The organism is Microbacterium resistens NBRC 103078, assembly GCF_001552355.1.
In the GTDB taxonomy this organism is placed as follows: Bacteria; Actinomycetota; Actinomycetes; order Actinomycetales; family Microbacteriaceae; genus Microbacterium; species Microbacterium resistens.
This window is the reverse complement of record NZ_BCRA01000073.1, coordinates 15,578-31,177: the sequence shown is the minus strand read 5'-3', so window position 1 is coordinate 31,177 and position 15,600 is coordinate 15,578. Positions and strand designations below refer to the sequence as shown.

13 protein-coding genes are annotated in these 15,600 nt (G+C 72.9%); 5 read left to right on the top strand and 8 right to left on the bottom strand.

The genetic code is table 11. The annotated features are described in order from the left end of the window. From MR1_RS12750 to MR1_RS12730, 5 genes are all read right to left on the bottom strand, one after another. A partial coding sequence (locus tag MR1_RS12750; protein ID WP_067247333.1) for an HAD family hydrolase occupies nt 1-594 on the bottom strand: 594 nt, incomplete at its 3' end. Next, the gene (locus MR1_RS12745; RefSeq protein WP_084344623.1) at nt 591-1,796 is read right to left on the bottom strand and encodes a TIGR03364 family FAD-dependent oxidoreductase; all 1,206 of its coding nucleotides are present in this window, start codon (nt 1,794-1,796) and stop codon (nt 591-593) included. The genes MR1_RS12745 and MR1_RS12750, both read right to left, overlap by 4 nt. Next, nucleotides 1,793-3,529, bottom strand: a complete 1,737-nt coding sequence (phnE, locus tag MR1_RS12740) for a phosphonate ABC transporter, permease protein PhnE (protein ID WP_067247330.1) — start codon at nt 3,527-3,529, stop codon at nt 1,793-1,795. Before phnE ends, MR1_RS12745 begins: the two co-directional genes overlap by 4 nt. Then, nucleotides 3,526-4,395, bottom strand: a complete 870-nt coding sequence (gene phnC / locus MR1_RS12735; protein ID WP_067247327.1) for a phosphonate ABC transporter ATP-binding protein — start codon at nt 4,393-4,395, stop codon at nt 3,526-3,528. Before phnC ends, phnE begins: the two co-directional genes overlap by 4 nt. Nucleotides 4,396-4,480: 85 nt before the next feature. After that, entirely contained in the window at nt 4,481-5,413 is a 933-nt protein-coding gene (locus MR1_RS12730) for a phosphate/phosphite/phosphonate ABC transporter substrate-binding protein (protein ID WP_067247324.1), read from the bottom strand. A gap of 172 nt (nt 5,414-5,585) precedes the next feature. Here MR1_RS12730 and MR1_RS12725 point away from each other — a divergent pair, with 172 nt between their 5' ends. Next, a complete protein-coding gene (locus MR1_RS12725) occupies nt 5,586-6,332 on the top strand; it encodes a GntR family transcriptional regulator (RefSeq protein WP_067247320.1) in 747 nt (248 codons plus the stop codon). Nucleotides 6,333-6,338: 6 nt separating this feature from the next. Here MR1_RS12725 and MR1_RS12720 read toward each other — a convergent pair whose 3' ends face one another. Together MR1_RS12720 and MR1_RS12715 are read right to left on the bottom strand one after the other, a co-directional pair. Next, nucleotides 6,339-7,211 (bottom strand): EamA family transporter, encoded by an 873-nt coding sequence (locus MR1_RS12720; RefSeq protein WP_067247316.1) that lies wholly within the window; start codon nt 7,209-7,211, stop codon nt 6,339-6,341. A 229-nt stretch (nt 7,212-7,440) separates the two neighbouring features. Then, nucleotides 7,441-8,442 carry a magnesium and cobalt transport protein CorA gene (locus MR1_RS12715; protein ID WP_067247313.1) on the bottom strand — a complete coding sequence of 334 codons (1,002 nt, stop codon included), beginning with the start codon at nt 8,440-8,442 and terminating at the stop codon, nt 7,441-7,443. 421 nt (nt 8,443-8,863) lie between these two features. On the opposite strand from MR1_RS12715, the gene MR1_RS12710 reads away from it, so the two are divergent. Genes MR1_RS12710 through MR1_RS12695 form a run of 4 tightly spaced genes read left to right on the top strand, consistent with a single transcriptional unit; the run spans nt 8,864 to nt 12,952 of the window. Continuing rightward, nucleotides 8,864-9,718, top strand: a complete 855-nt coding sequence (locus tag MR1_RS12710) for a tryptophan 2,3-dioxygenase (protein WP_067247310.1) — start codon at nt 8,864-8,866, stop codon at nt 9,716-9,718. Further along, nucleotides 9,715-10,797, top strand: coding sequence for an amidohydrolase family protein (locus MR1_RS12705; RefSeq protein WP_067247307.1), 1,083 nt, complete (start codon nt 9,715-9,717; stop codon nt 10,795-10,797). Before MR1_RS12710 ends, MR1_RS12705 begins: the two co-directional genes overlap by 4 nt. After that, nucleotides 10,794-12,035 carry a kynureninase gene (locus MR1_RS12700; protein ID WP_067247304.1) on the top strand — a complete coding sequence of 414 codons (1,242 nt, stop codon included), beginning with the start codon at nt 10,794-10,796 and terminating at the stop codon, nt 12,033-12,035. Before MR1_RS12705 ends, MR1_RS12700 begins: the two co-directional genes overlap by 4 nt. Further along, the gene (locus tag MR1_RS12695) at nt 12,032-12,952 is read left to right on the top strand and encodes a PaaX family transcriptional regulator (protein WP_084344621.1); all 921 of its coding nucleotides are present in this window, start codon (nt 12,032-12,034) and stop codon (nt 12,950-12,952) included. Before MR1_RS12700 ends, MR1_RS12695 begins: the two co-directional genes overlap by 4 nt. 105 nt (nt 12,953-13,057) lie before the next feature. Here the strand turns inward: MR1_RS12695 and helR are convergent, their stop codons facing one another. Then, nucleotides 13,058-15,229: an RNA polymerase recycling motor ATPase HelR gene (gene helR / locus MR1_RS12690; RefSeq protein WP_067247336.1), complete on the bottom strand. Its 2,172-nt coding sequence runs from the start codon at nt 15,227-15,229 to the stop codon at nt 13,058-13,060. Nucleotides 15,230-15,600 lie beyond the last annotated feature (371 nt).

Sequence of the window (15,600 nt, the reverse complement as noted above, 5' to 3'; positions counted from 1 at the left end):
CTCGACGTCGCTGGTGGTGTCCCCCGCCACCGCGACGGCCTGCACGGCGGAGACCCCCGTGCGCAGCAGCGCCGTGAGCACGAGGTCCGGGGCCGGCCGGCCGCGCCCGGCGTCGACCGGCGACAACGCCACGTCGACGAGGTCGCGCCAGCCGAGGGCGTCCAGCAGCACGTCCCGGGTCGCCGGGGAGAACCCCGTGGTCAGCGCGACCGCGATCCCCTGCTCGCGGAACGTGCGGATCGCCGTGGCGGCGCCGGGGATCTCCTGCGCACCGTCCTCGGAGACGATCTCGGCGTAGGCGTCCTCGAACTGCGCGGTCGCCCGCTCCGCCGCCGCGCGGTCGCCGCCGGCGAGATGCGTGAACACGTCGATCTTCGACTGCCCCATCGTGTCGCGCACGTACTGCAGCGCCTCGGGCCACGGCATCCGATCCGCGACGCCGGTGCGCTCGGCGGCCCGCTGGAAGGCACGCTCGACGATGCCGTCGTCGAGGACGGTCGTGCCGGCCATGTCCAGGACGACGAGCTCGACGGGCACGCGGTCGGCGACGCGCGCGTCCTCGCTGTGGGTGGGGGTCTGGGTGAGGGCGCTCATGCGGTTCCTTCCGGTCGGCGCGGTTCGTCGTGGGTCGAGGACACCGCCGCGGTGAGGGGTTCGGGGACGCCGTCCCACCCGAACGCCGCCGCGGCCTCGGTCTCGGCGAGTCCCAGTCCGGTCGTCATCCCGATGCCCGTCGTGGCGGCGAGCGCGAGGACGCCGTCCGCCACCGTCTCGACGAGGAACTCGGACGGCCCGGCGGCGTAGACCCCCTGCCAGCGCTCCAGGACGCGCAGGCGGTCGGCGTCGAACAGCGCGGCGGCCTCGGCGAGGAAGGCGTCGAAGGCCGCCTCGGGCTGGAACGGCCCCGGCTGCACCGCCCGGTGGTGCGAGTCCCCGAGCAGCAGCGACCCGTCGGGGAGCTGGGTGTACATCTGATTGAGGTCGAGCGCGGCGAGCTCGGGCCGCTCGGCGTGCAGCCGCTCGCGCAGGCCCGACGCGGAGGCGGTGGCTCCGAACCGGCCGTAGCGGACGAGCGACCACCCGGTGAGCAGCGGCGCCTGCAGAGGGGCGGGGAGATCGGCCGCCACCCGCATCATGTCGAGCGCGCAGCGCACGACGCCGGCACGCTCGGCGATCTCCGGCAGCAGCTGATCGAGGTCGTGGTTCACCGCGACGACGACGGCCGCGGCGGAGACCGGCCCGCGCGTGGTGTCCACGCGTCCCGGCCCGACGCCGGTGACGGCGGTGCGCATGCGGAACTCGACGCCCCGTGCGGCGAGGTGACGCACGATCGCGGCGGCGGCCTCCCGCGGGTTCACCTGGAGGTCTCCCTCGATGAGCGCCCCCGAGCGCACGCCGCCGGCGCGCAGCGGCGCGAGCCGGAGCACCTCGTCCGCCTCGATCAGACGGATGCCGGAGAGACCGGGCTCATCGGCGGCGGACGCCTGCGCCGCCTCGGCGAGCACCGCGGCCTCGTCCTCGTGGCGCGCGGCCACGAGCGTCCCGGCCGCGCGCAGCCAGAATCCCGCGTCGTGCGCCAGGCGCGTCCACAGGCCCCGGGAGAGCTCGCCGTAGCGGCGGGCCCGTCCCTCCTGGGCGCCGATGCAGAGGTGGCCGAAGTTGCGGATGGATGCGCCGACGGGCGCGTCGGTGCGGTCCACCACGACGACGCGGAGCCCGCGCCGGGATGCGGCGTAGGCGGCGCCGAGCCCGACGATCCCTGATCCGACGACGGCCAGATCGTAGCGGCCCGTCATCGGTACACCCGCCGCATCCACATGGCCAGGCCCTCCACCACGAGGACGGTGGCGAGGATCATCAGCACGATCGCGGTGACGACCGGATAGCGGGATCCCTGGCTGGCGTTGAGCAGGAAGTAGCCGACCCCGCCGCCGCCGACGATCCCGAGGATGGTCGCCGCGCGGATGTTCGTGTCCAGCATGTAGAAGCTGTGGCCGATGAGGGCCCGCAGGCCCTGCGGCACGGTCGCCGAGGCGTAGGTCTGCAGACGGGTCGCGCCCACGGCGCGCAGCGCGCGCTCGGGCCCCCGGTCCACCTCCTCGAAGGAGTCCGCGACGAGCTTGCCGAGCAGGCCGATCCCGCCGATGGCGAGCGCGATCACGCCCGCCTGCGGGCCGAGCCCGGTGATCACGACGAGCACGATCGCGAGGATCAGCTCGGGGATGCCGCGGATCCCGACGAGGAGGAATCGCGCGGTGCCGCGCACGCCGGGCCCGGGAGCGACGTTGCGGGCGGCGAGGGAGCCGAGGATCACGGAGGGCAGGAGGGTGAGGACCGTCGCGGCGAGCGCGATCGCGACGGTGTCGCGCATCGCGGAGATCATCGCCGCCGCCTCGTAGTTGCCGAAGGAGGGCGGCCAGAACTTCGCCGCGGTCTCGGGGATCTTCGCCCAGAAGGTGACGGCGTCGCTCCAGGTGATGTCGCTGACGACGACGCTGCCGATCACGACGAGGACCGCCACGACCCCCGCGACGGTGTTGCGCACGCGCGTCGCGGTCCACGGCCGGCGGACCGCCGTCTGCACGCTCGCGGCCCACGCCGGCCGATCCGCGGGGGCGGCCGCCGTGGCGGCGCCCGTCATCCGCGGGTGCAGGATCCGGTCGATCCAGGAGCGGGTCTGCTGCTGTCCGCCCAGCATCGCGCCGCGCACCGCGCTGGAGACGATCTCCATGACGACGCAGAGGACGAAGATGACCAGGGCGATCCCCAGTCCCTTGCCGTAGTTGAGCGCCTTGAACGCATAGGACATCTCCAGCCCGAGGCCGGCCACCCCGACGTAGCCGAGCACGACGCTGCCGCGCAGGTTGATGTCGTTGCGGTGCAGCACGGTCGCGACCCAGCTCGGGAGCACCTGCGGCAGGATCCCCGCGGTGAACTCCTGGAGTTTGGATCCGCCGGCCGCGCGGATCGCCAGACGAGGTCCCTCGTCGATCTGCTCGATGGCGTCGGCGAACATCTTCGAGATCATGCCGATCGAGTGGATCCCGATCGCGAGGATGCCGGGCAGGGTGCCCAGGGAGAACATCAGGACGAACGCCATGGCGAGCACGACGTCGGGCAGCGCCCGGGTGAGCACCCCGACGAACCGCGCGGCCATGCGCCAGGCGTTCCCCGGCGTGGTGTTCGAGGCGGCCAGGTAGGCGATCGGCACGGACAGCACCGCGGCCAGCAGCGTCCCGACGAGCACGAGGCCGACGGTCAGCGCGATGAGCCCGGCGAGCTCGGCCGGTTCCGGGAAGCTCAGCGCCCCCACCCGGGAGAGGAAGTGCTCGGCGTTGCCCCAGCTCTGGATCATGCCGGGGATGGAGATGCCGATCTCGTTCACGGCGAGGACGCCGAGCACGACGAGCGCGAGCAGCGTCAGGGAGGCCGCGATGCGCTCCGGGGAGACGACCCGGCGCGGTGCGCGCTCCGCGACGCTCGCTCGGGGCGGGCGGTCGAGCCGCGGGGCGGGGGCGACGGCGGTCACGCGACGGGCTCCTGGTCGCGCAGTCCGGAGGCGGATCCCGCGGCGGCGCCGACGGGGACGGGGGCGAGAAGCTCCGCCTCGACGACCTCCAGCTCGGCGGTGGAGGTGGCGACGCGGCCGTAGATCTCCATGACCTCGGCCTTGCTGAGATCCGTGGTGGGAGTGTCCAGCACGACCTCGCCGTGCCGGAGGCCGACGATGCGGTCCGCCCAGGAGATCGCGAGATCGACCTGGTGGAGGCTGCAGACGACGGTCAGCCCCTCGTCCGCGGCGATCTCGCGGATCAGCGCCATCACCTGGTCGCTGGACTCCGGGTCGAGCGAGGCGACCGGCTCGTCGGCGAGGAGGATCTCGGGCTGCTGCATGAGCGCGCGGGCGATCGCCACGCGCTGCTGCTGCCCGCCGGAGAGGGTGTCGCTGCGCTGATAGGCGCGGTCGAGAAGGCCGACGCGGTCCAGGTGCGTGAGGGCGCGGAGCTTGGCGTCCTTGCCGTACCCCCACAGCCCGAGGCGCGGGCCGCGCACCGAGGAGAGGGATCCGGTGAGCACGTTCTCCAGGACGGTGAGGGAGGGCACGAGCTCGAACTGCTGGAAGATGAACCCCACCCGGCTGCGCAGGCGCCGCAGCTCCCGGCCACGAAGGGCCGGCACGTCCGCGCCGAGGACGCGGACCTCGCCCGCGGTCGGGGTCTCCAGCCCGTCGAGGTGACGCAGGAGCGTGGACTTGCCCGACCCGCTGAGCCCCAGGAGGACGACGATCTCGCCGGGGGCGACGTCCAGGGCCACGTCGCGGAGGGCGGTGGTCGCGCCGAAGCGCTTCGTCACGCCCCGCAGGCGGACGACGGGGGCGGCGGTGTCGATGCTCATGGTTCTCCTCGGGTCTCCGGCGTCGGGCGACGCGCCGTCCGGCCGCCGAGCGGGCTGCGCTCGACGACCGGGCGGCGTCAGGCGGTCAGGCCTTGCACTGCTCCGCTTCGGTCTTCTTGCAGATGTCGCGGATCAGGTCGTAGTAGGCGTCGTCGACCGGCTTCGTGGCGTAGAAGACGCTCCGGAAGGCGTCGGTGTCGGCGCCCTTGATGCCCGCGGCGATGATGTCGTCGATCGTGATCTCGCCGAGAGCGTCGACGAGCTGGTCGGACACCTCGGTGGGAAGCGCCGAGCTGTACACGAGCGGGGCGCCGGGGACCATGGTCTCGGCGATGACCTTGACCTTGTCGGACTTGGCGACCTCGGAGTCCTCCGCGAACCCGACCTCGCACTCGGCGCCCTCACCGGTCTTCTGCACGCTCACGTCGTGCTTTCCGGCGAACACCGGGGTGATGTCGCTCTTCGGGTCGATGCCGGCCTCGAGGAGGTTGTAGCTCGGGAACAGGTATCCGGACGTCGAGGACGGGTCGACGAAGCAGACCTTCTTGCCCTTGAAGTCCTCGATCTTCGTCACGGCGCTGTCCTTGGGGGCGATGGCCTGGGAGTAGTACCCGGGCTCCTGGCCCTCCTTGGTGACGATGGAGGAGATCGGGGTCAGCGTGGCGCCGTTGTTCGTCGCGGTCACGTAGGTGAAGCCGGAGAACGAGGCGACGTCGACCTTGCCGGCCACGGCGGCCTCGATGAGCGCCGCGTAATCGGTGGACTCGTGGTACTCGACCGTCTTGCCGGTCTTCTCCGCGATGTAGTCCATCAGCGGCTGGTAGTTGGTCTCGGTGTCGACGGAGTCGGGCACGACGCCGAAGACGAGCGTGTTCTCGTCGACGGCGAAGCCGCCGTTCGCCGCGACCGTGTCGGGCGCGTCGGTGCCGGTGGCGGCACCGGCCGTGCCGGAACAGGCGGCCAGGCCGAGGGCGAGCACGGCGACGCCGGCCAGGGCGGGGAGAGCGCGGAGCTTCATGAGGACCTTTCGGGTGTGGGACGGAGATGATCCACGAGCACTCTGCCAAGTTCACGATCGAGATGTATACCTATCTCGGGACTGTTCCGCGACTGTTCACCCGCGCGTTCCTCAGGTGAACAGCGGAGCAACGGGGGCTCGCGCACCCTGACCGACCACGTAGTATGCCTATGTGGCTGATGTTGTCTACATCCAGATCGCCGACGATCTGCGCGCCCGGATCGTCGACGGGCGCCTGCGTCCGGGCGACGCCGTGCCGACCGAGGCGGATCTCGCCGAGCGCTGGCGCACCTCGCGCGGACCGATCCGCAACGCCCTCGCTCTCCTCCGGGCCGAGGGGCTCATCGAGACCGCACGCGGACGCCCGGCCCGGGTGGTGGAGCGCAAGGCCACCCAGGCGGTGGACGTCTCGGTTCCCTTCACCCGCTGGGCGCGCGAGCTCGGTGCCGTCCCCGGGGCGCAGACCCAGGAGCTGAGCCTGCGCCGGGCCGGCGAGGAGAAGGCGGCGGCGCTGGGGGTCGATCCGGACGACACCATCGTCAGCGTCGTGCGGCTGCGCTTCCTCGACGGGCGGCCCACCATGCTCGAGCGGCTCCACTACACGCACGAGGTCGGCCGGCTGCTGTTCACGATCGACCCCGACGAGGTGTCGATCACCGAGTTCCTGGCCGGCCAGGGGCATCCGATCGTCACGCTGCAGCACGAGATCGACGCGGTCGCCGCCGACGCCCAGGATGCGGAGCTCCTCCGGGTCGCGCAGGGGACGCCGATCCTCCGCCTCACCCGGACGTCGCGGGACGCCGACGGCCGCGTGTTCGAGGCGAGCGAGGACCGCTACCTCTCCAGCATCGTGCGGTTCACCGTCGCCGCGTCGGGAATCTCCCCCGAGGGTCAGTACCTGCGCGCCGTCGGCGGCTGAGCCCGCTCACACGGCGAGCAGCGCGATCCCTCCGACGACCACGACGGACGCCGCCACGCGCCAGCCGGGTCGCCCCTCGCGCAGCACGAAGGCGCCGAACAGGCTCACCAGCACGACGCTCACCTCGCGCAGCGGTGCGACCAGCGCGACCGGCGCGATCGTGACCGCCTGGAGCACGAGGATGTAGGACAACGGCGAGAGCACGCCGAACGCGACGATCCGGCGCCACTGCCGGCGCCCGAGCGCGCGGACGGCCGCCCAGCGGCGGCGCACGGCGACCGAGTAGAACGGGATCTGCAGCGCGGCGGTCCCGACCATGAACGCCACGGGCGACAGCGACCACTGCCGCACCGCGAAGGCGTCCCAGATCGTGTAGACCGCGATCGTGACGCCCGTGAGGAGCCCGAACAGGATGCCCGGATCCATCCCGCGCCGCCCGGAGACCGGATCCGCGCCCACCCGGTCGACGAGCCCGATGGCGATGATCCCCGCGATGAGGACGCCGACCCCCACGAGCGCGATCGGGGACGGCCGCTCGCCGAGGATCAGCATCGCGATCAGCACGGACAGGAACGGCCCGCTCCCCCGCGCGGTCGCGTACACCGTGGAGAGGTTCCCGACCTGGTAGCCGCGCTGCAGCACGAGCATGTACCCGACGTGCAGGACGCCGGACACGAGCACCCCGAGGAGGAACCCCCGGATGTCGTCGGTGCCGAGCCCGCCCGTGAACGGGATGGCGACGGACCAGATCACGGTGCTCGCGACGGCGCCCCACCACAGGAACGGGAACCCCGCGCGGCTGATGCCGTGCGCGATGACGTTCCACGCGGCGTGCGCGACAGCGGCGGAGAAGACGAGGACGAATGCGAGTGCGGACACGACGGAACCTTCGGCCCGCCGTGTGGGCACGACGGACGGGGTTCCTCCAGGCTTTTGTCCGTTCAGATGACGCCCCGCCTGCGGAGGCGGGACGTGGCGCCGCTCGGACCAGTCGGGCGGACCCCGGAACCCTAGGCGCTGTCGGGATCCACCCTACATCCGTCGCGCGGAGCCGCGCAGTGCGGGGCGGCGACACCGCGGCTGGCCGTGCGCCGGCCGCCGTCGCACCTCAGAGCCAGCGCTTGTACTTGAAGATCCCGAACAGCGTGACCGCGAAGGCCGCCATGGCGCCCAGCGCCAGCGGGTAGCCGGCTGCCCAGTGCAGCTCCGGCATCACGTCGAAGTTCATGCCGTACACGGTGCCCACGAGGGTGGGGGCGAAGATGATCGCGGCCCACGAGGAGATCTTCTTGATCTCGTCGTTCTGCGCGAGGCTCGCGTCGGCCTGTCGACGGGCGACGAGCGCGGACTGCACGGTCAGGGCGTTCTCCAGGATCGCCCGGAACGACTCCACCCGCTCGTCGATCCGGATCACGTGGTCGAGCACATCGCGCAGCGACGTCTGCAGCTCCGCGTCCACCCGGTACTTCTCCGACCCGCGGCGCAGTCCCTGGAGCATGCCGGCCAGGGGGTGCACGGCGCGCTGGACGTTGATGACCTCGCGCGAGAGGTCGTAGATCCGGCGGGAGAGGGCGTCGTCGTCGCTGTCGCCGAAGAGCTGGTCCTCGATCTCGTCGATGTCGTTCTCCAGGCCCGCCACGACGGGCTCGTACTCGTCCACGACCTCGTCGAGGATCGCGTAGAGGACCGCCTCCGGCCCCATCGCGAGCAGCTCCGGGTTCGCCTCCATCCGGCGGCGGACGGCGCTGAGGTCCGGAGACTCCGCGCGGCGGATCGTCACGACGAAGTCGGGGCCGACGAACACGTGCAGCTCGCCGATCTCCACGGCCTCCTGCTCGTCGCGGTACCGCGCGGGGCGCAGCACGGCGAAGAGAGTGTCGCCGTACCGTTCCAGCTTGGATCGCTGGTGCCCGGATCGGGCGTCCTCGACGGCGAGGGGGTGCAGGTCGAACTCCCGGGCGACCGAGGTGATCTCCTCGGGGCTCGGGTGGTAGAGCCCGATCCAGGCCAGTCCCCGGTGGGCGTCCATGATCCGGTACGTCTCGTCCAGGCTCGCGGGGGTCTCCACGCGGCGGCCCGCCACGTACACTCCGTTGTCGACAAGGGTCATGCTGCGATTCCGTTCTCGCGCGCGCACGCCCGCCCGGGGCGGCGCGTCATCCATCAGCTGCCGGAAGGGCGCCGCCGAGGAAGCGCGACGGATCGTCGTCCCGAGCACAGGCTCGGGAGGCCGGGGCGAGCGGGACTCAGCGCACGGCGAGACGGCGTCGCGACAGGGCGGCGCCGGTACTATCACCTGCCATCGCGCTCACCGCCTTCGTCTCTCTGGGGTCCTCGGACCCGACAGGCCAGTCTACGCCCGCCTGCCGCCGACCGCCAATGCAGCGCCGCCCGACCTCGCCCCCTCGTGATCGAGTGGTCAGTTTTTGTGGCCTCGGAGCCCGCGAACCCGCAGAAACTGACCACTCGACGTCGGAGGTGGGGACATCTCACGCCTGTGACGATCGACACGGTTGCGGTATCTTTCTCGCATGGCGACCGAGGAGAACCAGAGGGACATCGAGGACGGGATCGTCACGGACCTCCGGGACCGGATGACGTACGGCTCGTACCTCGCCCTGGATCAGCTGCTCTCCGCACAGCACCCGGTGAGCCGCCCCGAGCACCACGACGAGCTGCTGTTCATCATCCAGCACCAGACGACGGAGCTGTGGCTCAAGCTCGTCCTGCACGAGCTGGGCACGGCGCGCGCCCGGCTGGCCGAGGACGACCTGCGCGCCGCGCTCAAGCACATCGCACGGGTCAAGCACATCCAGGAGGTCCTCACCCAGCAGTGGTCCGTGCTGGCGACGCTCACGCCCACCGAGTACGCGCAGTTCCGCGGCGACCTGGGCAACTCGTCGGGATTCCAGTCCGTCCAGTACCGGGCGGTGGAGTTCGCTCTGGGCAACAAGAACGAGCGGATGCTCGGCCTCTTCCGCGACCACGCCGAGAACCTCGCCCTGCTCACCGCCGAATGGGAGCGGCCCACGGTGTACGACGAGTTCCTGCGACTCCTCGCCCGCCGCGGGCTGCCCGTCCCCGGGGCGATCCTGGAGCGGGACGTGCGGCTCCCGTACCGGATGCACGACGATCTCGTCCCCGTCATCCGCGCCGTCTACGAGGACCCGCACCGCCACTGGGACCTGTACGAGGCGTGCGAGGAGCTCGTCGACGTCGAGGACAACTTCCAGTTCTGGCGCTTCCGGCACCTGCGCACCGTGACCCGGACGATCGGCAGGAAGATCGGCACGGGCGGCTCCAGCGGGGTGGACTTCCTCCAGCGCGCGCTGGAGCTGACCTTCTTCCCGGAGCTGTACGCCGTCCGCACGGAGATCGGACGGTGACCGTCGTCCGCGCGGTCTCGTTCTTCGACGGGACCGCGATCCGCGAGGGCCGGATCGAGGCGGACCCTCCCGGGCTCCGACTGCGACCCGAGCCCGCCCCTGCCGGCGCGCCCCGCCTGGCCGGGATCGTCACGGGCCGCTTCACCGACCACCACGTGCACCTGCAGCTCGTGGACCCGTCGCTGCTCGCACGGAGCTGGATCGGGCGCGTCGTCGACCTCGGCGCCGACCCGGGCGTGATCCGCGCCCTGTGCCAGGCGCACGCCTCGCCGACGCCGGAGCCTGCGCGGCCCGGCGACGCCGGTGTCGTGCGGATCGAGTACGCCGGTGCCTTCCTCACCGCGCCCGGCGGCTACCCGTCGGACCGGCCGTGGGCGCCGCCCGGATCCGTGCGCGAGATCACCGACCTCGCCTCCGCGGCACGTGCGGTCGCCGAGATGTACGACGCGGGGGCGACGAGCGTCAAGCTGACGAGCAACAGTACGGCGGGCCCGGTCCTCGACGACGACCTCTTCGCCGCCCTCGTCCGTCTCGCCCACGCCCGCGGGCTCGCCGTCCACGCACACGCGGAGGGTGCCGGGGAGGCGGCGCGCGTCGCCCGCCTGGGCGCGGACGTGCTCGCCCACGCCCCTTTCACGGAGCGTCTGGAGGACGCGGAGATCGCCCGGCAGGCGGCCTCGGTCACGTGGATCTCGACACTCGCGATCCACACCGGAATAGAGCGGGACCACGCGATCGACAACCTCCGGCGTTTCCACGCCGCAGGCGGGACCGTTCGGTACGGCACTGACATGGGCAACGGCGACACTCCGGTCGACCTCCGTGTCGACGAGGTGCGGGACCTGCGCGCGGCGGGGGTCACGGACGCCGCGCTCCTCCGCGCGCTCGCCCCGGCGGATCCGCTCCTGCCGGGGAGCGCTCTCCTGCTGCTCCCCGACGGCGACCCCGCCCGCGCGCACCCCCTCGCCGCGGGGGACCTCGCCCACGACCCCGCCCCGACGGAGCACGGCCACGATGCCCCGTCCGGATCCGAATCCCCCGCGCCGACACGACGCCCCGATCCGAAGGAGTCCGCATGACGGATGACCTGCTCGCCCGCGCCGCCGCCCTCGACGAGGCCGATCCGCTGCACGATCGCCTCGCCCTGTTCGCGGAGGCCCCCGGCGTCCACGCCTACCTGGACGGCAACTCCCTCGGGCGGCCGCTCGCGGCGCTGCCCGAACGCGTCGCCCGCTTCGTCCGCGAGGACTGGGGCACGCGCCTGATCCGGTCCTGGGACGAGGCGTGGATGGAGCTCCCGCTCCGCCTCGGCGACCGCATCGCGGAGGTCGCTCTGGGCGCCGCCGCCGGTCAGACCGTCGTCGCGGACTCCACGAGCGTCCTGCTCTACAAACTCATCCGGGCCGCCGTGGGCTCCCGCGCCGGGACCGGGCGCACCGAGATCGTCGTGGAGCGCGGCAACTTCCCCACCGACCGGTTCATCGTCGAGGGGATCGCCGCGGAGACCGGATCCACGGTGCGGTGGATCGATCCCGATCCGGTCCTGGGCGTCGCGGCGGACGACGTCGCCGCCGCGGTGGGCGCATCGACCTCCGTCGTCGTGCTGAGCCATGTCGACTACCGCTCCGGGGCGCTCGCGGACATGGCCGGGATCACCCGCCTCGCGCACGACGCCGGGGCGCTGGTCCTCTGGGACCTCTGCCACTCGGTCGGCGTCGTGCCGATGCAGCTGGACGCCTGGGGCGTCGACCTCGCCGTGGGGTGCACCTACAAGTACCTGAACGGCGGGCCCGGCTCCCCGGCGTTCGCCTACCTCCGCGCCGAGCACCAGGGGCTCCTCCGCCAGCCGATCCAGGGCTGGTGGGGCGCCGCGGACGTCTTCGCGATGGGCCCCGAGTACGCGCCGGCCCCCGGGATCCGGCAACTGCTCAGCGGCACCCCGCCGGTGATGTCGATGCTCGGGATGCAGGGCATGCTCGACCTCATCGACGAGGCGGGGCCGGACGGCGCGCCGGGCATCGAGGCCGTGCGGGCGAAGTCGGTCTCGCTCACGGAGCTCGCCGTGCGGGCGTACGACGAGCTGCTCGCCCCGCTCGGGGTCCGGCTCCTGAGCCCGCGCGACCCCGCGGTGCGCGGAGGCCACGTCACGATCGGCCACCCGGACTTCCGCGCGGTCACCGCGGCCCTGTGGACGCAGGGCGTCATCCCCGACTTCCGCTTCCCCGACGGGATCCGCCTGGGCCTGTCGCCGCTGAGCACCTCGCACGTCGAGACCGTGCGCGGCGTCGTCGCCGTGCGCGACGCCCTGGGCCGATGAGGCGGGAGCCCTCCGTCATCGCCGGCCCGGTCGAGCGGACCGCTGCCGTGCGCGACGACGCGGCCCGGGTCGGCACGGATGCTCTCCCCGACGTGGACGGGCCCGTCCTCGACGACGTCGACGCCCGGCCCGGCAGCACCGTGTCGTATCTGCGCACGGTGATCGGGCTGTACCTGCGCGATCTCGGCGGCCGGATCTCCGCCGCCGACCTCGTCCGCCTGCTCGGCGAGCTGGAGCTGCCGCCCGCCCGGGTGCGCGGTGCGCTCACCCGGGTCAAGCAGCGGGGGCTCCTCCTCGCCGACCGCTCCGACGGCGTCGGTTACCGCCTCAACCCGGCGGCGGCGGGGATGCTCGCCCGCGGCGATCGGCGGATCTTCGCCGTGCGCGAGGCGGATCCCGCCGACGGCTGGTGCCTGGTGTCGTTCTCGGTGCCGGAGAGCCGACGCGACCTCCGGCACCGGCTGCGGCGGGGCCTCGCCTGGATCGGCTGCGGGACCGTCTCCCCCGCGCTGTGGATCTGTCCGGAGCACCTGGCCGACGAGGCGGCTCAGGTCGTCGCCGATCTCGGCGCGGCGGAGTTCGTCACGCTGTTCCGGGGCGCGGCCCCGGCGAGGGATCTCCCGGCGGCAGTACGCGCCTGGTGGGACCTGGACGCCCTGCGGCACGAGCACGAGGGCTTCCTCGCCGCGATCGCCCCGCTGCACGTGGTCGAGGGCGCCGACGAGGCCGCCGCCTTCGCTGCCTACGTCCGTCTCGTGGACGCGTGGCGGATCCTGCCCTACGTCGACCCGGGTCTTCCGTCGGCGGTCCTGCCCGGCGACTGGCCCGGGGTGCGCAGCACTGCGGCGTTCGCCGAACTGTCGAGCCGCTTCCGCGCGGGCGCGCGCCGCCACGTCCGCGCGGTCACCTCGCGCTGACCGCCCCCGCGGACGTCGCCCCGCCTCCCCCGCCGAGTGGTCAGTTTCTGTGGGTTGCACGGGCGCGAACCCGCAGAAACTGACCACTCGACCGGGCGTCACGGGTCAGGGAGTCAGCAGAACGAGCTCCTGCGTCGCCCTCGTCATCGCGACGTAGCGGTCCACGGCGCCCTCGATCCCGTCCCCGAACCCTTCCGGGTCGACGAGGACCACGAGGTCGAACTCCAGCCCCTTGGCGGTCTGCGGGGTGAGCGACCGGATCCGCGGATGCCGGAGCGCCCGGTCCGCGCCGATCACGCACGCGAGGCCCTCCTCGTGGGCGTCGAGCCAGGCGGAGAGGATGGCGTCGAGCTCCGGGACGCGCCCCCGCCGCACGGGAACGCCGCTGCGGCGCACCGACGTCGGGACGTTCGCGTCCGGCAGCGCGGCGCGGATCACCGGCTCGGCGGCGGCCATCACCTCCTCCGGCGTCCGGTAGTTGATGCTCAGCGACGCCTCGCGGATCTCGCGCAGCCCCGCCCGCTCCAGCCGCGCCCGCCAGCTCTCCCGGAACCCGTGCCTGGCCTGCGCACGATCGCCGACCACCGTGAGGCTGCGGGATGGGGCTCGGCGCAGCAGCATCGTCCATTCGGCGTCGGTGAGTTCCTGCGCCTCGTCCACGATCACGTGGGCGAACGGACCGGCGAGCGCGTCCGGGTCCGGGCGCAGACGCGCGGCCTCGTCGAGGATCGCGTCGCGCATGCCCTCGCCGTCGGGCCCGAAGAAGTAGCCCGTCACGGCGCTCTCGAAGTCGTCATCCGCGGCGATGAGCTCATCGATCACCCTGTCCCGCTGCTCCCGCTCCTCCTGCGAGACCCGCTCCTCGCGTCGCCGCTGCGCGGAACCGCGCGGATCGCCGATGAGGTCCCGCGCGGCGTCGAGGAACGGCAGGTCCGATCGCGTCCAGCGCCGCGCCTCGGACGCCTCGCGATGGAGCGCGTCCCGCTCCGACTCCGTCAGCCACGGGGCGCAGATCCGGAGGTAGGCGGGGACGCTCCACAGATCGGCCACGACCCCGGCCGGATCCAGGATCGGCCAGGCGGCGGCGAACGCCCGCTGCAGCGGGGTGCTGCGCCGAAGCGCGGCGTCGAGCTGACGAGGCGGCACATCCTCGTCGGCGTGGTCCTCGACGAGCGCGCCGACGAGCGCGTCCCAGGCGATGTCGCGCGCCTCGTTGTGGGCGGTGCCGGGCTCCGGGGCGTCGAACGCGGCCGCCCAGTCGGCAGGTTCCACGCGCACGTCACGCCACGGCGTCTCGACCTCCAGCGGCGTGGACGGGGGCTGCTCGTGGTAGCGCACGGCGGCGGCGACCGCATCGAGCAGACGGCTCCCGGATTTGATCCGCAGCGCCTCGGGATCCGTCTCGACCGCGATCGCGTCCCCGTCCCTGCCCTCGGGCACGAGGTCGGTCAGCGTGCAGACCCGGACGCCGTCCTCACCGAGGCTCGGCAGCACATCCTCCACGTAGGCGAGGTACGGGCGGTGCGGGCCGACGAACAGGACACCGCCGCCGCCTCGGCCCAGCCGGGGCTCGGCGTGCATGAGATAGGCGGCGCGGTGCAGCGCGACGACGGTCTTGCCCGTGCCCGGCCCGCCGTCGACGACGAGCACACCGCGCGAGGGCGAGCGGAGGATCGCGTCCTGGTCGGCCTGGATCGTGCCCAGCACGTCCCGCATGCGCGGCGAACGGCTGGCGCCGAGGCTCGCGATGAACGCCGACTGGTCGTCGAGCGCGGCCCGGTTGATCTCGTCCGCGTCGCGGGCGTCGTCCCCGAGGGCGTCGACGTCGAAGACCTCGTCCCAGTAGTCCGTGATGCGCCGCCCCGTCCAGCGGTATCGGCGCCGGCTGACGAGGCCGCGGGGATCGGCATGGGTCGCTCCGAAGAACGGCTCGGCGGCCGGTGCCCGCCAGTCCACGAGCAGACGCCGGCCGTCGCTCGCGGTGAGGCCGATCCGCCCGATGTAGACGGGCTCGGACTCGTCCCGGCGGATCATCCGCCCGAGGCACAGGTCGACGCCGAAGCGACGCAGGAGCTGGATCCGCGACGACAGCCGGTGGATCTCGAGGTCCCGCTCGAGCGCCTCCTGCCCGTGTCGCACGGGAAGAGCGCGCAGCCGGGTCAGCCGCTCCTCGCTCTCGGCGACCTCCTCGGCGAGACGCGCGCCCAGGGCGCGGAGATGCTCCTCGTCCGCGGCGATGAGGCGGGGATCCGCCTTGCGGGCGCGCTCGGCGGGCAGGGCGAAGACCGCCGTTCGCCGCCCGCCGTCGTCGGCACGGTGCGCGGCGCGCCCGAGGGCGTCGAGAGGCGGTTCGGGGGTCTGGCCGGGGGCCTGGTCGGGGGTGCGGTCGGGGGCGTGGCCGGGGGTGTGGCCGGGGGTCTGGTCGGGGGTCTGGTCGGGCTGAGCGGAGAGGGGTGCGGCAGGGGTCACGATTCTCCCGTCGGGATGGCGAAGCCACCCATTCTGCGCCCCTATGGGGCCCTTGCCGCAAGCCCCGGTCCCGCCGGTAAACTGGAAGTGCGCAGGGGGATCCGTTCCCCTCTGTCGAGTGGTCAGTTTTTGTGGGTTCAGCGCCCGGCAACCCACAAAAACTGACCACTCGATGAGCA

Coding starts and splice junctions, on each gene's coding strand:
- MR1_RS12710 (WP_067247310.1), top strand. CDS start 8,864: ATGGCGACCGAGGAGAACCAGAGGGACATCGAGGACGGGATCGTCACG.
- phnC (WP_067247327.1), bottom strand. CDS start 4,395: ATGAGCATCGACACCGCCGCCCCCGTCGTCCGCCTGCGGGGCGTGACG.
- MR1_RS12695 (WP_084344621.1), top strand. CDS start 12,032: ATGAGGCGGGAGCCCTCCGTCATCGCCGGCCCGGTCGAGCGGACCGCT.
- MR1_RS12745 (WP_084344623.1), bottom strand. CDS start 1,796: ATGACGGGCCGCTACGATCTGGCCGTCGTCGGATCAGGGATCGTCGGG.
- MR1_RS12730 (WP_067247324.1), bottom strand. CDS start 5,413: ATGAAGCTCCGCGCTCTCCCCGCCCTGGCCGGCGTCGCCGTGCTCGCC.
- MR1_RS12700 (WP_067247304.1), top strand. CDS start 10,794: ATGACGGATGACCTGCTCGCCCGCGCCGCCGCCCTCGACGAGGCCGAT.
- MR1_RS12715 (WP_067247313.1), bottom strand. CDS start 8,442: ATGACCCTTGTCGACAACGGAGTGTACGTGGCGGGCCGCCGCGTGGAG.